This window comes from Campylobacter concisus (assembly GCF_902460535.1).
In the GTDB taxonomy this organism is placed as follows: domain Bacteria; phylum Campylobacterota; class Campylobacteria; order Campylobacterales; family Campylobacteraceae; genus Campylobacter_A; species Campylobacter_A concisus_AS.
Window position 1 is genome coordinate 105,552 of sequence record NZ_CABPTV010000005.1, and the last position, 15,552, is coordinate 121,103.

The following is a 15,552-nucleotide window of genomic DNA, read 5'->3' on the forward strand; positions in this document are numbered from 1 at the left end:
GGCTATTTAATCAAAAAGGAGTGACATGGATAAGAAGCTAAAAATAATGGTTATCCAAGGCCCAAATATCAACATGCTTGGCGCTAGAGAGCCAGGAATTTACGGCGTTATGAAGATGGAGGATATCCACTCTCAAATGAAGATCGTCGCCGATCAAAATGACGTTGAGATCGAGTTTTTTCAAAGCAACCTTGAGGGCGAGCTAGTCGATAAGATCCAAGAGTGCTTGGGCGATGCTGACGGCATCATCATAAATCCAGCCGCTTACACTCACACCTCTATCGCTATCCGTGATGCGCTAAGTGCGGTTGCGCTGCCGGTTATCGAGGTGCATATCAGCAACGTTTATAGAAGAGAAGAGTTCCGCCATAAAAGCCTCATCGCACCAGTTGCAGCAGGCCAGATCGTGGGTTTTGGACCAGTTGGCTATCATTTGGCGATGATAGGCATGCTTCAAATTTTTGAGCAGATAAAAGCAGTAAGAGCAAATCAAAAAGCACAATGAATTTCATCTTAAAGGACGAAAACGCCGTATTTTACGAGTGCGGCTACAGCTGCGACAATGAGTTTTTGCTATGCCTTGATGACGTGAAATATTTTTTTACGGATGCGAGGTATTATTTCGAGGCAAAAAGCTGCGTAAATGCAGGCGTGGTCGTTCTTTTAGCGCAGAGAAATTTAATAAGCGAGGTGCGGGCATTTTTAAGAAAGATGAAGCCAAAAAGCCTCGTTTTTAACCCTGATGAGCTAAGTATCAGCGAGTATAACGCGCTTAGCAAGGGCTTTAATATAAATTTTAAGCCAAAGGCAAATTTCTCTAGGCTAAAGAGAATTTGCAAGAGTGAAGATGAGATAAAAATTTTAAAAAAGGCTAGCGAATTTGGGGCGAAATGCTTTGATGAATTTGCTAAATTTGTGCGTGAAAATGGCGAAGGAATGAGCGAAAAAGAGCTTCACTTTAACGCCTCGCTCATCTTTAGGCAAAAAAATGAGCTAGGTCTTAGCTTTGATCCGATCGTAGCGATAAACGAAAATGCTGCAAAGGCGCATGCGCTGCCTGGGGATAAAATTTTAAAAAGGGGCGATTTGCTGCTACTTGACGCTGGTGTTAAATTTAAGCGTTACTGCTCTGATCGCACCAGAACTGCTTGCTTTGATGAAAATTTTAACTTCTCAAAGGAGCAAAAATTTAAAAACGCCAAGATGCAAGAAATTTATGAGATCGTAAAAGAGGCTCAGGCTGCTGCGATAAAGGTCGCAAGAGCTGGCGTTAGGGCGTGCGAGATAGACCTTGCAGCAAGAAGTGTCATAGCAAAGGCTGGATATGAAAAGGCCTTTTTTCACTCGACAGGACACGGCGTGGGTGTCGATATACACGAGCTTCCAGTCATCTCAGCAAGGAGCGAAACACTCATAAAAGAGGGCATGGTCTTTAGCGTGGAGCCTGGAATTTATCTAGAAAATGAATTTGGAGTGCGCATCGAGGACGTCGTGGTCGCAAGAGAAGGTGGGTGCGAAATTTTATGAGGCTAGCTGGAGCAAGAAAGATCGTAAAAAGCCGTTTTTGCCCTAGTTTTTTTCATAAAAGAGATGAGTTTAAGTATGAGGCGCTAGTTGGCATGGGCGGCAACATCGGCGATAGCGCAAAGAGGTTTGATAAATTTATAAGAGCGATTACAAGTGATAGCAGGTTTCATGTAGTCGAAGTCTCGCCGATCCTTATAAATGCGGCGTTTGGCTACGAAGCGCAGGATGATTTTAGTAACGCTGTTATAAATTTACAAACATCTATGAGCCCTAGAAATTTGCTAAAAATTTTAGGGCATTATGAGAGTAAATTTAAGCGCGTGAGGACGTTTAAAAATGCACCACGCACGCTTGATCTGGATATTTTGTATTTTAGTAAAAAAGTCTATAAGACGCCGCGCCTTATCGTCCCGCACCCAGGGGCTGATAAGAGGCTCAGCGTGATCGTGCCACTAGGGCTTATGAGAGGTTAAAGGATATAAATGGCTACAAAATTTCATACTTTTACAGGCGAGAGCACCATCGAGGCTTTGAAAAAGGCTCAAGAGGCGTGCGGCGAGAAGGCCATACTCGTCACTACAAAGCAAATTCAAGCCAAAACGATAAACAAAAAGCCGCTTTATGAAATTTTAGTAAGCGTTGAAGAGGAAGAGGTAAAGCAGCCACCAAAGCCAAATGTAAAAGCAATAAACTATGAAAATGCCTACTCTAAATTTAGCAAAAACTACGAGCCACCAAAGCCGAAATTTGAGATAAAAGAGGAGCCTGCTAAATTTGAGGCAAAGACGACGTCGCCTGAGCCTTACGATCCAAATGAGAGCGTGCTTTTAAACATTTCAGACGTCGCAAAAGAGATAAGTGCGATCGCAAATGTCGATATGAACGAGATAAAAGAGCCAAATACAAATGGCATGAATAAAAAAATAGATGACGTAGCAAAGCAAGTAAGCGTGCTAAGCGAGAAAATAGGGCTGATAACTGACATGATCTGGGACGAAAAAGCCCCAAATCGCAACAATCTCTCGATCCCGCCAGAGTTTGCTAGCATCTACAAGCTTGCAAAACAAAGCGGCATGAAAGAGGAGCATTTAGAGGCGATCATGCAAACGACGCTTGAAAATTTGCCAGTCTCTATGAAAAGCAATCCAACCGCGGTAAAAAGGTATTTTTACTCGCTTTTGCGAAACATGCTGCCTTGCAGAAAAGAGCTAAGTGATAAAAAACAGCGCATAATGATGCTAGTTGGCCCAACTGGAGTTGGCAAGACGACGACTCTTGCAAAGCTCGCGGCTCGTTTTGCTTACGGCAACGAAAAGCGCTATAAAACGGGCATCATCACGCTTGATACGTACCGTATCGGAGCGGTCGAGCAGCTATTTCAGTACGCTAAGATGATGAAGCTGCCGATCCTTGACGTCATAGAGGTCGAGGACTTTCAAAACGCCATAAAGCAGCTTAGCTACTGCGACGTGATACTAATTGATACCACTGGAAATTCGCAGTATGACAAAGAAAAGCTTGAAAGACTTGATAAATTTTTAAAGCATAGCGGCGCAAAGATCGATGTAAATTTAGTCCTCTCAGCTGGCTCAAAGGTCGAGGATCTGATAGAAATTTATAATGGATTTTCATTTTTGGAGATCGACACGCTTATAATCACCAAATTTGACGAGACTAAAATTTTTGGCAACGTCTTTTCGCTGGTATATGAGACAAACACGCCAGTTAGCTACTTTAGTGTGGGTCAAGAGGTGCCTGATGATCTTGTGGAAGCAAAGAGCGAATTTTTAGTAGAGTGCGTGTTTGACGGCTTTACAAAGCAAAAGGCTAGCGATGAATAACCAAGCGCAAAAACTACAAAATTTAGTCCAGTCTCAAAATAAGGCTAAAAATACGCATTTTATAGCGATCACAAGCGGCAAAGGCGGCGTTGGCAAGAGCACGATAAGTGCAAATTTAGCAAATGTCTTGTCGCAAAATGGCTATAAAGTAGGGCTATTTGATGCTGATATCGGCCTTGCAAACCTTGATGTGATCCTAAATGTAAAAATGGGCAAAAACCTGCTTCACGTGCTAAAGGGCGAGTGCAGCTTAAAAGATATCTTGATACCTATAAATAAAAATCTCATCCTCATCCCTGGCGAGAGCGGCGATGAAATTTTGAAATTTAATAATCAATTTTTATTTGAGAGATTTTTAGATGAGGCGAGCGAGCTTGATGGGCTTGACTTTTTGATCATCGATACCGGTGCTGGCATAGGCGGCAGCACGCAGCTATTTTTAGAGGCAGCTGATGAGGTTGTCGTGGTGACCGTGCCTGACCCTGCGGCGATAACCGACGCGTATGCGGTAATAAAGATCGTTTCAAGGTTTAAAAATAGCGAGCTTTTGCTTTTAAATATGGTAAAAAACGAGGCTGAGGCCACTAGAATTTATGAAAATGTAAAGCGAGTGGCAAATGCAAATATTGGGCCAAGCTTAAATTTAGAGCTAATTGGCTACGTGGCTTCTGATAAGAGCGTTGCAAGGAGCATAAAGCAAAGGACACTCTTTACAGATGACGAAGCTTACGGCTCTGCTAGCGTGCAGATCAAGCAGATTGCTTCGAATTTGCTTTATAGGTTGGAACGAAAAGTGCTTAAAGATGAGCAAAGCAGGAGCTTTGGGGGCTTCTTTAAGCGTTTGATAGAACAATTTTAATGGAGATTGAGCTTTGCGTGCAGAAAATTTTATAGCATTTTTTACGGTTTGTGGATTTTTCATAGGCATAGTTTTTACCTTGCTAAAGGTGAGCGAGCCTATCGAAATGCTCGTTTATACGCTAGTTATTACTTTATTTTTTTACCTTATAATTCACATCGTGATAATGAACTATGTCGATGTAAAAAGGACTTTGAAGAAATTTTTTGACAAGCAAAGACATGAGGAGATCGCAGACTATCTCATCTCTGAGCTAAACGTTAGGGAAAAACGGATGGAAAATATCATGCTAAAAGTAACCACCGAAAATTTAGACTCTGGTAAGCAAAATGTACGAACTAAAGCAAAAGCAGCTTAACGCTTATAAAAGCACCATTAAAAAAGAGCAAGACGAGATTGTCTTAAAATACATGCCAGCTCTGCGTGCAATGGCGTTTAGACTAAAGGAGCGCTTGCCTTCAAGTATCGACGTAAATGATCTTATAAGCGTTGGCGTTGAGGAGATGATAAAGCTTAGCAGGAAGTATGACAAAGAGCAAAACGACTCATTCTGGGGATATGGCAAAAAGAGAATTTATGGCTCGATGCTTGATTACCTAAGGGCGCTTGATGTTGTTAGTAGAAGCGACAGAAAGCTAGTAAAGAGCATAAATACTGAGATAGATAACTACTTTAACACACACGAAGAAGAGCCAAGCGACGAGTATCTGGCTGAAAAGCTAAATGAAGATATCGAAAAGATAAGAGAAGCAAGGGGTGTTAGTGGTATCATTACCATTTTGCCAATAGACGAGCAAATGGAGCTAATCGGTCAAAGCGATGTTGAAAAAAGCGTAGAAAAAGAGGATCTTATCTTAAAGATCGAAAGTGCGCTAAAAGACTTTGATGAGCGTGATCAGATGATAGTTCAGCTTTACTACTACGAAGAGCTAAATTTAAAAGAGATCAGCGAGATAATGAACATCAGCGAGAGTAGAATTTCACAAATTCATAAACGTTTGCTTGATCGTATCAGACGCAGCTTGGGGGTTTAATGGCTGATATTTTAAGTCAAGAAGAGATAGATGCGCTACTTGAAGTCGTCGATGAAGACGGCGATACGAGCAATATCGAGATAGAAGAGAGCCCGCAAGGCGAGCAAAAGCAGATCATTATCTATGACTTCAAGCGCCCAAACCGCGTCAGTAAAGAGCAGCTTCGTGCGATAAAAGGCATCCACGACAAGCTTGCTAGAAACCTAGCTAGTCAAATTTCAAGTGTCATGAGAAGTATCGTCGAGCTTAGGCTTCACAGCGTCGATCAGATGACATATGGCGAGTTTTTGATGAGTTTGCCAAGTCCAACTAGCTTTAACGTCTTTTCGATAAAGCCACTTGATGGAAACTGCATTTTAGAGATAAACCCAAGCATTGCATTTCCTATGATAGACCGCTTGCTTGGCGGAACTGGCGAAAATTTTGAGGCAAACAGAGAGCTAACTGACATCGAGGTAAATTTACTCGATGCGGTGCTTAGGATGATCATGCAGCGTCTAAAAGAGAGCTGGTCGATGATAACTGATATGTATCCAAACGTCGAGGCCAAAGAGAGCAGTCCAAATGTCGTGCAGATCGTATCTCAAAACGAGATCGTCATCATGGTCGTTATGGAGATCATCGTTGGTGGCTCAAGCGGTATGATAAATTTATGCTATCCAGTCATCTACCTAGAGCCGATCCTATCGCGCCTTGCAAACAGAGACATCATGCTTGGTGAAACGAGCGCTAAAAAGAGTAGAAACAAAGAGCTAAAAACGCTAATAGGCCGTGCCGAGGTGCTTTATGAGGCGATCCTTGGCAAATCAATCGTTAGCGTAAATGAGTTTTTAAATTTAAAAGAGGGCGATATCTTAAGGCTTGATAGAAGCGCTGATGATAAGGCGATCGTTTGCATCGATAAAAAAGAGGTATTTTTAGCTGAAGTTGGGCTTCATAGATTTAGAAAGTCTATCAAGATCGAGCAGCTAATCCGCTCTGATAAAGACGAGATCAAACACATCCTAGAAAAATACGAAGAAGAGCGAAAAGCAAAACTAATGGCATACGACGAGGCCAACGAACACAACAACGAAGAAGAGAGCGAAGATAATGACGAATGAATTTTTTAACATCTTTTCAAATGAACTAAAAGCGACCATCGAAGGGCTGACGGGCAGAGCGCCAGAGATCGGCGAGAGAAATGAATTTGACGCGCCTGCGCAAAACGGGATAAAACCGCCAGTTGTCATGGCTAGTGTGACATTAAGTGGTGACATCAATGCAAAAGCAGAGATCGCCTGCACGCCGGTGCTTATAAGTGCGGTTAGCGAGTGGATGATGGGCGAGGAGGAAATTTCACGTAATGAAAACCTCGGTAGCGACGAGCTTGATGCTGCTAAAGAGATATTTTCAAACCTCTTTAGCGCCTTTAGCACCTCTCTTGGAGCGCAAAAGGGCATGCCAAAGATCAGCTTTGAGGTGATAAATGTAAATTTCTTAGATGAAAACTCATCGCTTGATTTTAGCGTTTTTGAAAAGCTTTTTTTGTTTAACATAAAGATCGAGGATCTAAATGAGCACGTGGCTTTTGTCTGCGATCACACGCTTATGAGATTTTTTGAGCCTGCCAAAAGCGAGCCAGCAGATGGCGCAAAGGCTCAAGCTGCTCCTCATGCACTAAAGGGCGAATTTAGCGCAGAAGAGATGAGAAACATCGGCCTTATCATGGACGTAAGGTTGCCAATGCGCGTTCGTATCGGCTCAAAAAGGATGCTCTTAAAAGATGTGCTCACTATGGATATAGGCTCAGTCATCGAGCTAAATCAGCTAGCAAACGATCCGCTTGAAATTTTGATAGGAGATAAGGTGATAGCCCTTGGCGAAGTGGTCATAATAGACGGAAACTTCGGCATCCAGATCACACAGATAGGCTCAAAACGCGAGAGGCTTCAGCAGTTAAAATAATGAATGAATTAGTAAATGATCTCTTAAAATTTCCAAGCGTTTTAAAGTATAAAAACAAAAATGTAACCTTCTTTGGCTCGGCTAGATTTGATGAAGAAAATTTCTACTGCAAAAAAGCATACGAGCTAGCTTATAAGCTAAATGAGCTAGGTTTTGCCATCTTAACTGGTGGCGGAGATGGCATAATGAGGGCGGCAAACAAGGGTGCGTTTGATAGCGCAAAGTCCCCTAGTGTCGCGCTAAACGTGAGGCTGCCGTTTGAACAACAAACAAATCCATACGTCACCGCAAAATATCTCTTTTCAAATTTAAGTCCAAGAAAATTTGCCCTAACTGATAGCTCTATCGCATTTGTCGTCTTTCCTGGTGGATTTGGCACGCTTGATGAGCTATTTGAAATTTTAGTCCTAGCTCACGTTGGCAGCAAAAAAGTGAAAATTTTTCTTTATGGATGCGAGTTTTGGCAAGGGCTTGATGAGTTTATACGAAAGACGCTGATCCCTCAAAAAACGATAAACGAAGAAGATTTAAATTTATATAAAATCACCGATGATATAGAGCTTATCGTAAGTGAAATTTTGGCTATTTAAAAATAAGATATAAAATATCGCCTTTAAATTTAAAAAAGGTAAAAATATGAAAATAATGGTTGCAATGAGCGGCGGCGTAGATAGCACGATGACGGCTAAATTTCTGCAAGAGGCTGGACATGAGGTGCAAGGCTGCTACATGATGCTTCATCAAAAGCCAGGATATCACGAAGAAAACATCAGAAAAGTCAAAAAAGTGGGCGAATATCTTGGCATCAAGGTGCATATCCTTGACCTGCAGGATAAATTTAACGAATATGTCTATGATCCATTTGTCAGGCTCTATAAAGAGGGCAAAACGCCCAATCCTTGCGCCTTGTGTAATAAATTTATAAAGCTTGGTGCGCTACTTGACTTTGCAAAGGCAAATGGCTGCGAGAAGCTTGCTACTGGGCATTACGTGCAGGTGGTTGATGGCTTTATAACTTGCGCAAAAGACCCCAGCAAGGATCAAAGCTACTTTTTAGCTCAGGTGCCAAAAGAGGTGCTAAAAGATGTCATTTTCCCACTTGGAGATAAATTTAAAAAAGACATAAAAGAGCTAGCAAGAGGCGTAAAAGTGCTTGAAGAGTTCGCTACGCAGGCAGAAAGTAGTGAAATTTGCTTTGTGGAAAATACCTACATCGAGGTTTTAAACAAGCACTACAACACAAATTTACCAGGCAATGTAGTTGATAAAGACGGCAATATCATCGGCCGCCACCAAGGCTACATGCACTACACTATCGGCAAACGTCGTGGTTTTGAGATTTTTGGCGCTCATGAGCCACACTTTGTCATCAAGATAAATGCCGAAAAAAACGAGATCGTTGTCGGCACAAAGGACGACCTTGCTCAAAAGGTGGTCGAGCTTGAAAATGTAAATTTATTTATAGATGAAGATAAATTTGAGTGCGAAACGAAAATAAGATATAGAAGCCCTAAACTTGAGGCTTTTGTTGAGGTTGATAAAGCTAACAAAACCGCAAAGCTAACGCTAAATCAAAACGCACTTGGCGTAGCGCAAGGTCAGCTTTGCGTGATGTATGAGGGTGATCGCGTCATCGCAAGCGGTTTTATAAAGAACTAAGCGCCTCTTTTATCACCTTAACGTGGCTAAATTCTGGCTCTTTGACAGCGGTTAGAAGCGCCACGTTTTTATACTCTTTTTCTAGCTTTTTAAGCTCTTTTAGTCCCTCTTGCTCCTCTTTGCCATTTAGCTCTTGCCTAAATCTTTTGCAAAACTCATCAAACCTAGCCTCTTTATCTTCATGAAACCATGACCTTAGCTCGTTTGACGGAGTGACTGATTTTAGCCAGATGAAGCTAGAAAATATCTCTTTTTTCACGCCTCTAGGATAAAGTCTATCGATAAAGACACCTTTAAAACTCTCGTCATCGCTTTTAATAAAGTCGTAAATTCTACATATCTTAAACATGTTTGTTATCTTAGTCCTCATAAATTTACAAATGTAAAATGGTTTAAAAATTTGGTGTAAATTTTAGCTTTTGGAGTAGAAAATTTGACTAAAAATAGTTGGTAAATAAATTTAAATTTAAAGCTCATTTTGATAAAATCCCAACATAAAAATCACTAAAAAAGGTTACTATTATGAGAGGCTATAAAATTTTCTCAGGCACCGCAAACATCGAGCTTTCGAAGAAAATTTCGCAATATTTGTCGCTTCCACTCAGTGAAGCTAGCATAAAAAGATTTAGCGATGGTGAGATCAGCGTGCAGATCGGCGAAAGCGTGCGTGGGAAAGATGTTTTTGTCATCCAGCCAACATGTGCCCCAGCAAATATAAATTTAATGGAGCTTCTTATCTTAACTGACGCCTTAAAACGCAGTAGCGCAAGCTCTATAACAGCAATCGTGCCGTATTTTGGCTACGCTAGACAAGATAGAAAAGCGGCTCCTAGAGTGCCTATCACTGCAAAACTAGTGGCAAACATGATGCAAACAGCAGGCATCGACAGAGTCGTTACTATGGACCTTCACGCAGGGCAAATTCAAGGATTTTTTGACATCCCAGTAGATAACCTTTATGGTAGCATTGTCTTTAACGACTACGTAAAAGCTAAAAATTTACCAAATCCAGTCGTTGCAAGCCCAGATGTAGGCGGCGTAGCTCGTGCTAGAGCTTTGGCGAAAAATCTAAATTTGCTAGATATGGTCATTGTTGATAAACGCCGCGAGAAAGCAAACGAGAGCGAAGTGATGAACGTGATCGGCGACGTAAAGGGCAAAGACGTGATCTTGGTCGATGATATGATCGACACTGCTGGCACCATCGTAAAAGCAGCTGAAATTTTTAAAGAGCGCGGAGCAACTAGTGTAATGGCGTTTTGCACGCATCCAGTGCTTAGCGGACCAGCTTATGATAGGCTAAAACTTGGCTTTTTAGACGAGCTAGTGGTGACTGACACGATCCCGTTAAAAGAAGAACTCCCTTGTATAAAAGTGCTAAGCACAGCTTCACTATTTGGCGAAGTGATACGCCGCGTTTATCACAACGAAAGCGTAAATAGCTTATTTTAGTAATCATTGCAGGCTAAAGCGTTAGCCTGCTAAATTTATTCGTTTTGACTAATTGATGTTTATCTTTTGGGTTAAATTTACAGCCCAAAAGACTGAAATATCTGCTTGCGACGAGCCTAACTATGAAGCCAAATAAATACAAACTACAATGAAAATTTCTACACGCTAGTCACTAAAATTTAAGCCATAATCAAAAGGTGCAGTGCCGATCAGATCCGTGTGGGAGCTGCGACAAATGCCGTTAGGATCGCACAAAAATGGATCGCGATGCAGGAGTAGTTTGCATTAAAATTAATTGCGATCTTGCACCTAAAATTTAAGGAAAAAACTATAAAATACCCCCTTTTTAAATTTCATAAAAAGGGTTTTTATTGCGTAAAATATTTGAGAGAATTTTGCTTGCAAGCAACAGTTTCACGCTTTTTCCGGTAGTCTTTGGACTTTTAGGTGCGATCGTGCTTTTTATCATCGCAAGTTATGATGTTGGCAAGGTGCTTTTAGAGGTTTATAAATATTTCTTTGTTGCAGATTTTCACGTTGAAAATTTCCACCCAGAGGTCGTTGGCGAGATAGTTGGAGCGATCGATCTATACTTGATGGCGCTTGTTCTTTATATATTTAGCTTCGGAATTTACGAGCTTTTCATCTCAGAGATCACACAGCTAAAGCAGTCAAAGCAGAGTAAGGTGCTTGAAGTGCATTCGCTTGATGAGCTAAAAGACAAGCTTGGCAAAGTGATCGTCATGGTCCTCATCGTAAATTTCTTCCAAAGAGTGCTTCATGCAAATTTCACAACTCCGCTTGAGATGGCCTACCTTGCGGCTTCTATCCTAGCACTTTGCCTTGGACTTTACTTCCTTCACAAGGGCGAACACTAAAATTTTAAGCGTTCTTACGCTTAAAATTTCTCCTACATCTTTTCTTTAGCTATTTTTGGATAATATCCATTTAAAAATTTAAAGGAAATTTGATGATTTTCATAGACACTTGCCTTAAAAAACCTACGCCATACACGCCTGTTTGGATGATGCGCCAAGCTGGCAGATATCTACCAGAATATATGGCTGTAAGAGCTAAAGCTGGGGACTTTTTATCACTTTGCAAAGACTATAAAAAGGCTAGCGAGGTCACGCTTCAGCCAGTTGAAATTCTTGGTGTTGATGCGGCGATTTTATTTAGCGATATCCTTGTCGTACCTCTTGAAATGGGTATGGATCTGCGCTTTGAAAAGGGCGAGGGACCAGTTTTTACAAAGCCTTTGCGTGATGAGACCGCACTTGATGCACTTAGCATCGAAAGATCGGTTAAAAGCTTAGCATACGTCTATGACACGATCAAACTTACAAGAGAAAATTTAGCCAAAGATAAGGCGCTCATTGGTTTTTGCGGAGCACCTTGGACGATAGCTACATATATGATAGAGGGTGGCGGCAGCAAAAACTATGCGGTCTGCAAAAAGATGCTCTATGAAAATCCAGAATTTTTGCATCAAATTTTAGAAAAAGTGACGCAAGCGCTCATTCTTTATGTTAAAGAGCAGATAAAAGCTGGCGTAAATGCCGTGCAAATTTTTGATAGCTGGGCGGCTGCGCTTGAAGAGCAGGCATATTTTGAGTTTGGATTTAGCTATATAAATAAGATAGTTGATAGCGTAAAGGCTGAATTTCCAGAGATCCCAGTCATAGTTTTCCCAAAAGGTATAAGCGGCTATTTAGATAAAATTTCAGGTAAATTTGACGTTTTTGGCGTTGATTGGAGCACGCCGATCGAGCTAGCAAAAGAAAAACTTAGCCCAAGATACGTCCTTCAGGGCAATATGGAGCCAACAAGGCTATATAGCAAAAAGGCGATCGATGAGGGCGTGGATAAAATTTTAAGCACGATGAAAGACGCACCGCATATTTTCAACCTTGGTCACGGGATCTTGCCAGATGTGCCAGTTGAAAACGCAAAATATTTCATAAAAGAGGTTCAAAGAAAAAGTGCAAGATAGCACTATCGTCTTTGGGCCGATAAATTCGCGCCGTTTTGGCATGAGCCTTGGCATCGATCTAAGCCCAAAGCAAAAATCATGCAATTTTGACTGTGTTTATTGTGAGCTAAAGGGCGCAAAGCCAGTTGAAGAGATAGAAAATCCACCAAGCGTTAATGAGATCATAAGCGCTTTAAAAGAAGCATTAAAAGTTCATCAAAATATCGATGTCATCACACTTACAGCAAATGGCGAACCAACTCTTTATCCGCACTTAAAAGAGCTGATAGTAAAAGTAAATGAGATAAAGGGCAGGGCAAAAACTCTTATCCTAAGCAATGGCTCAGGTGTGAGGGATCAAAAAATTTGTGAAGCCTTGCAAGGGCTTGATATAGTGAAATTTAGCCTTGATAGCGCCGTGCAAAGCACATTTAAAAAGATAGACCGCAACAAAAGTGGCATAGAAGTTGGCGAGCTTGTAAAGGCAATGGCTAAATTTCGCAAGGAATTTAAGGGCGAGCTTGTGCTTGAAATTTTGGTCGTGGCTGGATTTAACGACAAAGAAGAGGAATTTATAGCGCTTAATGAGGCTATAAATGAGATAGCTCCGCACCGAGTGGATGTGGGCACGATAGATCGTCCGCCAGCTTACAACGTAAAAGGCGTTGATGCTAGTAGGCTTGAAGAGCTAGCAAGCAAGATAAATGGCGTGCCAGTCACCATAGCTAGGGCTCACAAGATAGAGCAAAAGTATGAATTTAGCAAGAGTGAAATTTTAGCCATGCTAGAGCGCCGTCCGCAAACTACGGCAAATGTAGAAGAAAATTTCTCAGAGCACTCAAAGCAAATTTTAAACAGCCTTTTGCAAGATGGTGCGGTTTATCAAACTGACGTTGCTGGCGTTAAATTTTATAAATTGAGATGATAGATGAAACGAATTTTAACTATACAAGACATCTCGTGCGTGGGCAAATGCTCGCTCACAGTCGCACTTCCCATAATCAGCGCCCAAGGCATCGAGGCTTGCATCTTGCCAACGGCACTGCTCTCAACACACACTGGCTTTGAAAATTTCACTTTTCGTGATCTAACTGATGAATTTGACGCTATAACGCAGGTTTGGCACAAAGAGGGCATCAGCTTTGATGGAATTTACACTGGATTTTTAGGTAGTTTTAGGCAGCTTGAGCTTATAGGGAAGGTCTTTGCTGAGTTTGATAGTGGCTCTTTGCTAAGGCTTGTGGATCCTTGCATGGGCGATAATGGCAAGCTCTATCACGGCTTTGATGAGAAATTTGTCGCAAAGATGAGAGAGCTTTGCACAAAGGCACACGTCATCACGCCAAACATAACTGAGGCAAGTTTTATGTGTGGAAAGTCATTTTTAAGCGAGGGATACGGCGAGGATTACATTTTGGAGCTGCTTGAGGGCTTGGCTAGTTTTGGCGCGCAAAAGATCGTTTTAAAGGGCATTAGGTATAGGCAAAACGAGTGCGGCATTATAGCATATGACACAAAGTCGAAAGAAAAAGTGGAGTATTTTCACGAGTATTTGCCCTTTCACGCAAGTGGCACCGGAGATATCTTCGCTTCAGTGCTTTTTGGCTCGCTCATAAATGGAGAAAGCATGCAAAATGCTATCAAAAAGGCAGCAAATTTTGTGCTTGAGAGCATCAAGATCACGCTAAAAGATAGTAATCGCACAAGCTATGGTGTGCAGTTTGAAAAATTGCTTAGAAATTTTAGCACTTTATGGCAGGGAGTGATTTAAATTTGTGTCATTATGACCCCACAAAGTGACATAGTTAAAACAAAATTTCATATTTATTTAAATTAATTTTACTTTTATATAAAAAGTTGAATAATTATGCAAATATTGATCAAGGAGTGATTTATGAAGTCTTTAAGGATTAAAATTTCTGTTATTTTGACAGCTGTGATCGTGCTGCTACTAATCGGCGTTAGCCTCATTAGTTACAACATAGCTCGCAACCTATATACAGAAAAAGTTGTGAAAGATGAGCTACCACTAGCTGTCTCTAACGTTGCAGGTGAGATCGGCTACGCTATAGATAAGGTCATCAACACCTCTTATCAGATGACTAAAAACGACTATCTTCTAAAATGGATCGACGAAGGCGAGTCAAAAGATGGATTAGCAACGCTTTTTAACTACAACACCGACCTTATGAAGGCGTTTAACCTCTCAACGGCGATGTTTGTCTCTGATAAAACTCTAAACTACTACACAAACGACAAAATTTTAAAGCAGCTTAGCAAGGATAATCCACGCGATAGCTGGTACTTTGACGTTAAAAATGGCAAAGAGGTAAATTCTCTAAACATCCAAGTCTCAGAAGCTACTGGCTCGCTAACGCTTTATGTAAATAGCAAGGTTGAAAAAGACGGCAAATTTTATGGCGTCAGCGCGATAGGCATGAACCTTGATGACATCGTAAATTTAGTCACCTCAAAAACCATGGGCGAGGGCAGTAAATTCTTAATGGTTGATTCAAGCGGTATCGTAAAGATAGAAAAGAGCGACAGGGTCGGCAAAGTAAATGTAAAAGATGTCCTTGGCAAAGAGAAATTTGATGTCTTGATGAATAAAAATGGCGGCGTTATCCGTCACTTTGATGGCACGAGAAATTTGATAATTGGCTCAAAATATATCCCAAGCCTTGATTGGTACCTCTTTGGCGAGATGGACGAGGATGTGCTTTTAAAAGATTTGCATACGCTATTTTACTCAGCTATCGGCGTTATCTTAGCAGCGATCATCATCTCTGTGATAGTTTCACTTTACCTATCGTCTTACCTCCTAAAAATCATCCTCAAACTAAAAACAGGCCTACTATCCTTCTTTGATCTACTAAATCATAAGACAAATAAAGCCCAGCCTATAGAGATAACATCTAAAGATGAATTTGGTCAAATGGCAGAGCTAATAAACAAAAACACAAAGGCCATTGAAGATGGTATGAAAGATCAAAGTATCTTCATCCAAAAAGCCAACACCTTTGTAAATGAGATAAAAGATGGCAACTATGAAGCAAGCCTAGAAGCTGATACTAATAACCCAGCTCTAAATCAACTAAAAAGCACATTTAAAGATTTGCAGCTTGCTCTTAAAAATGCAATCTCAAGTAATGGTAAAGATGTACTTGATCTACTAAACACTTATAAAAACCAAGACTTTACAAAAAGACTTGATGATGATGGTAAGATAGCAAGTGGTATAAACTCACTAGGCATTGAGAT

At 41.0% G+C, this 15,552-nt stretch carries 18 protein-coding genes and 1 pseudogene; 18 read left to right on the plus strand and 1 reads right to left on the minus strand.

Features of this window, described 5'->3' with window-relative positions; all coding sequences use genetic code 11:
* The first annotated feature begins 25 nt into the window (after positions 1–25).
* Genes aroQ through mnmA form a run of 11 tightly spaced genes read left to right on the plus strand, consistent with a single transcriptional unit; the run spans position 26 to position 8,867 of the window.
* Entirely contained in the window at positions 26–505 is a 480-nt protein-coding gene (gene aroQ / locus FZ945_RS06240) for a type II 3-dehydroquinate dehydratase (protein WP_004317604.1), read from the plus strand.
* Positions 502–1,527: an aminopeptidase P family protein gene (locus FZ945_RS06245; RefSeq protein ID WP_148803317.1), complete on the plus strand. Its 1,026-nt coding sequence runs from the start codon at positions 502–504 to the stop codon at positions 1,525–1,527. The genes aroQ and FZ945_RS06245 overlap by 4 nt, the downstream gene beginning before the upstream one ends.
* Positions 1,524–2,000 carry a 2-amino-4-hydroxy-6-hydroxymethyldihydropteridine diphosphokinase gene (gene folK / locus FZ945_RS06250; RefSeq protein WP_148803319.1) on the plus strand — a complete coding sequence of 159 codons (477 nt, stop codon included), beginning with the start codon at positions 1,524–1,526 and terminating at the stop codon, positions 1,998–2,000. The genes FZ945_RS06245 and folK overlap by 4 nt, the downstream gene beginning before the upstream one ends.
* A gap of 9 nt (positions 2,001–2,009) precedes the next feature.
* Entirely contained in the window at positions 2,010–3,368 is a 1,359-nt protein-coding gene (gene flhF, locus FZ945_RS06255; protein WP_148803321.1) for a flagellar biosynthesis GTPase FlhF, read from the plus strand.
* The gene (locus tag FZ945_RS06260; RefSeq protein ID WP_103630623.1) at positions 3,361–4,227 is read left to right on the plus strand and encodes a P-loop NTPase; all 867 of its coding nucleotides are present in this window, start codon (positions 3,361–3,363) and stop codon (positions 4,225–4,227) included. Before flhF ends, FZ945_RS06260 begins: the two co-directional genes overlap by 8 nt.
* 13 nt (positions 4,228–4,240) lie before the next feature.
* Positions 4,241–4,585, plus strand: a complete 345-nt coding sequence (locus FZ945_RS06265) for a hypothetical protein (RefSeq protein WP_012140116.1) — start codon at positions 4,241–4,243, stop codon at positions 4,583–4,585.
* Positions 4,557–5,261, plus strand: coding sequence for an RNA polymerase sigma factor FliA (locus FZ945_RS06270; protein ID WP_004317527.1), 705 nt, complete (start codon positions 4,557–4,559; stop codon positions 5,259–5,261). Before FZ945_RS06265 ends, FZ945_RS06270 begins: the two co-directional genes overlap by 29 nt.
* Positions 5,261–6,364: a flagellar motor switch protein FliM gene (gene fliM, locus FZ945_RS06275; RefSeq protein ID WP_148803323.1), complete on the plus strand. Its 1,104-nt coding sequence runs from the start codon at positions 5,261–5,263 to the stop codon at positions 6,362–6,364. Before FZ945_RS06270 ends, fliM begins: the two co-directional genes overlap by 1 nt.
* The gene (gene fliY, locus FZ945_RS06280; protein ID WP_103566319.1) at positions 6,354–7,208 is read left to right on the plus strand and encodes a flagellar motor switch protein FliY; all 855 of its coding nucleotides are present in this window, start codon (positions 6,354–6,356) and stop codon (positions 7,206–7,208) included. The genes fliM and fliY overlap by 11 nt, the downstream gene beginning before the upstream one ends.
* Positions 7,208–7,798 carry an LOG family protein gene (locus tag FZ945_RS06285; protein ID WP_087583760.1) on the plus strand — a complete coding sequence of 197 codons (591 nt, stop codon included), beginning with the start codon at positions 7,208–7,210 and terminating at the stop codon, positions 7,796–7,798. The genes fliY and FZ945_RS06285 overlap by 1 nt, the downstream gene beginning before the upstream one ends.
* Positions 7,799–7,814: 16 nt before the next feature.
* Entirely contained in the window at positions 7,815–8,867 is a 1,053-nt protein-coding gene (gene mnmA / locus FZ945_RS06290; RefSeq protein ID WP_262367172.1) for a tRNA 2-thiouridine(34) synthase MnmA, read from the plus strand.
* Here mnmA and FZ945_RS06295 read toward each other — a convergent pair.
* On the minus strand, positions 8,854–9,216 hold the full coding sequence (locus FZ945_RS06295; RefSeq protein WP_009294214.1) for a DUF488 domain-containing protein: 363 nt from the start codon (positions 9,214–9,216) through the stop codon (positions 8,854–8,856). The genes mnmA and FZ945_RS06295 overlap by 14 nt on opposite strands.
* Before the next feature lie 173 nt (positions 9,217–9,389).
* Here FZ945_RS06295 and FZ945_RS06300 point away from each other — a divergent pair, with 173 nt between their 5' ends.
* The 7 genes and pseudogenes from FZ945_RS06300 to FZ945_RS06325 all read left to right on the plus strand — a co-directional run.
* Positions 9,390–10,319, plus strand: coding sequence for a ribose-phosphate pyrophosphokinase (locus tag FZ945_RS06300; protein WP_021084389.1), 930 nt, complete (start codon positions 9,390–9,392; stop codon positions 10,317–10,319).
* Between the two features lie 198 nt (positions 10,320–10,517).
* Positions 10,518–10,598, plus strand: a pseudogene (locus FZ945_RS10245) (hypothetical protein); the annotation flags it as partial.
* 92 nt (positions 10,599–10,690) lie between these two features.
* Positions 10,691–11,197, plus strand: a complete 507-nt coding sequence (locus tag FZ945_RS06305; RefSeq protein ID WP_148803327.1) for a YqhA family protein — start codon at positions 10,691–10,693, stop codon at positions 11,195–11,197.
* Positions 11,198–11,289: 92 nt separating this feature from the next.
* Positions 11,290–12,312 (plus strand): uroporphyrinogen decarboxylase, encoded by a 1,023-nt coding sequence (gene hemE, locus FZ945_RS06310; protein WP_148803329.1) that lies wholly within the window; start codon positions 11,290–11,292, stop codon positions 12,310–12,312.
* Positions 12,302–13,216, plus strand: a complete 915-nt coding sequence (locus tag FZ945_RS06315; protein ID WP_148803331.1) for a radical SAM protein — start codon at positions 12,302–12,304, stop codon at positions 13,214–13,216. Before hemE ends, FZ945_RS06315 begins: the two co-directional genes overlap by 11 nt.
* Positions 13,217–13,219: 3 nt before the next feature.
* A complete protein-coding gene (locus FZ945_RS06320) occupies positions 13,220–14,062 on the plus strand; it encodes a pyridoxamine kinase (protein ID WP_148803333.1) in 843 nt (280 codons plus the stop codon).
* Between the two features lie 123 nt (positions 14,063–14,185).
* The coding region (locus tag FZ945_RS06325; protein WP_148803335.1) for a HAMP domain-containing protein at positions 14,186–15,552 on the plus strand (1,367 nt) is incomplete at its 3' end.

Coding starts and splice junctions, on each gene's coding strand:
- FZ945_RS06245 (WP_148803317.1), top strand. CDS start 502: ATGAATTTCATCTTAAAGGACGAAAACGCCGTATTTTACGAGTGCGGC.
- flhF (WP_148803321.1), top strand. CDS start 2,010: ATGGCTACAAAATTTCATACTTTTACAGGCGAGAGCACCATCGAGGCT.
- FZ945_RS06295 (WP_009294214.1), bottom strand. CDS start 9,216: ATGTTTAAGATATGTAGAATTTACGACTTTATTAAAAGCGATGACGAG.
- fliM (WP_148803323.1), top strand. CDS start 5,261: ATGGCTGATATTTTAAGTCAAGAAGAGATAGATGCGCTACTTGAAGTC.
- hemE (WP_148803329.1), top strand. CDS start 11,290: ATGATTTTCATAGACACTTGCCTTAAAAAACCTACGCCATACACGCCT.
- aroQ (WP_004317604.1), top strand. CDS start 26: ATGGATAAGAAGCTAAAAATAATGGTTATCCAAGGCCCAAATATCAAC.
- FZ945_RS06300 (WP_021084389.1), top strand. CDS start 9,390: ATGAGAGGCTATAAAATTTTCTCAGGCACCGCAAACATCGAGCTTTCG.
- folK (WP_148803319.1), top strand. CDS start 1,524: ATGAGGCTAGCTGGAGCAAGAAAGATCGTAAAAAGCCGTTTTTGCCCT.
- FZ945_RS06260 (WP_103630623.1), top strand. CDS start 3,361: ATGAATAACCAAGCGCAAAAACTACAAAATTTAGTCCAGTCTCAAAAT.
- FZ945_RS06285 (WP_087583760.1), top strand. CDS start 7,208: ATGAATGAATTAGTAAATGATCTCTTAAAATTTCCAAGCGTTTTAAAG.
- FZ945_RS06320 (WP_148803333.1), top strand. CDS start 13,220: ATGAAACGAATTTTAACTATACAAGACATCTCGTGCGTGGGCAAATGC.
- FZ945_RS06270 (WP_004317527.1), top strand. CDS start 4,557: ATGTACGAACTAAAGCAAAAGCAGCTTAACGCTTATAAAAGCACCATT.
- fliY (WP_103566319.1), top strand. CDS start 6,354: ATGACGAATGAATTTTTTAACATCTTTTCAAATGAACTAAAAGCGACC.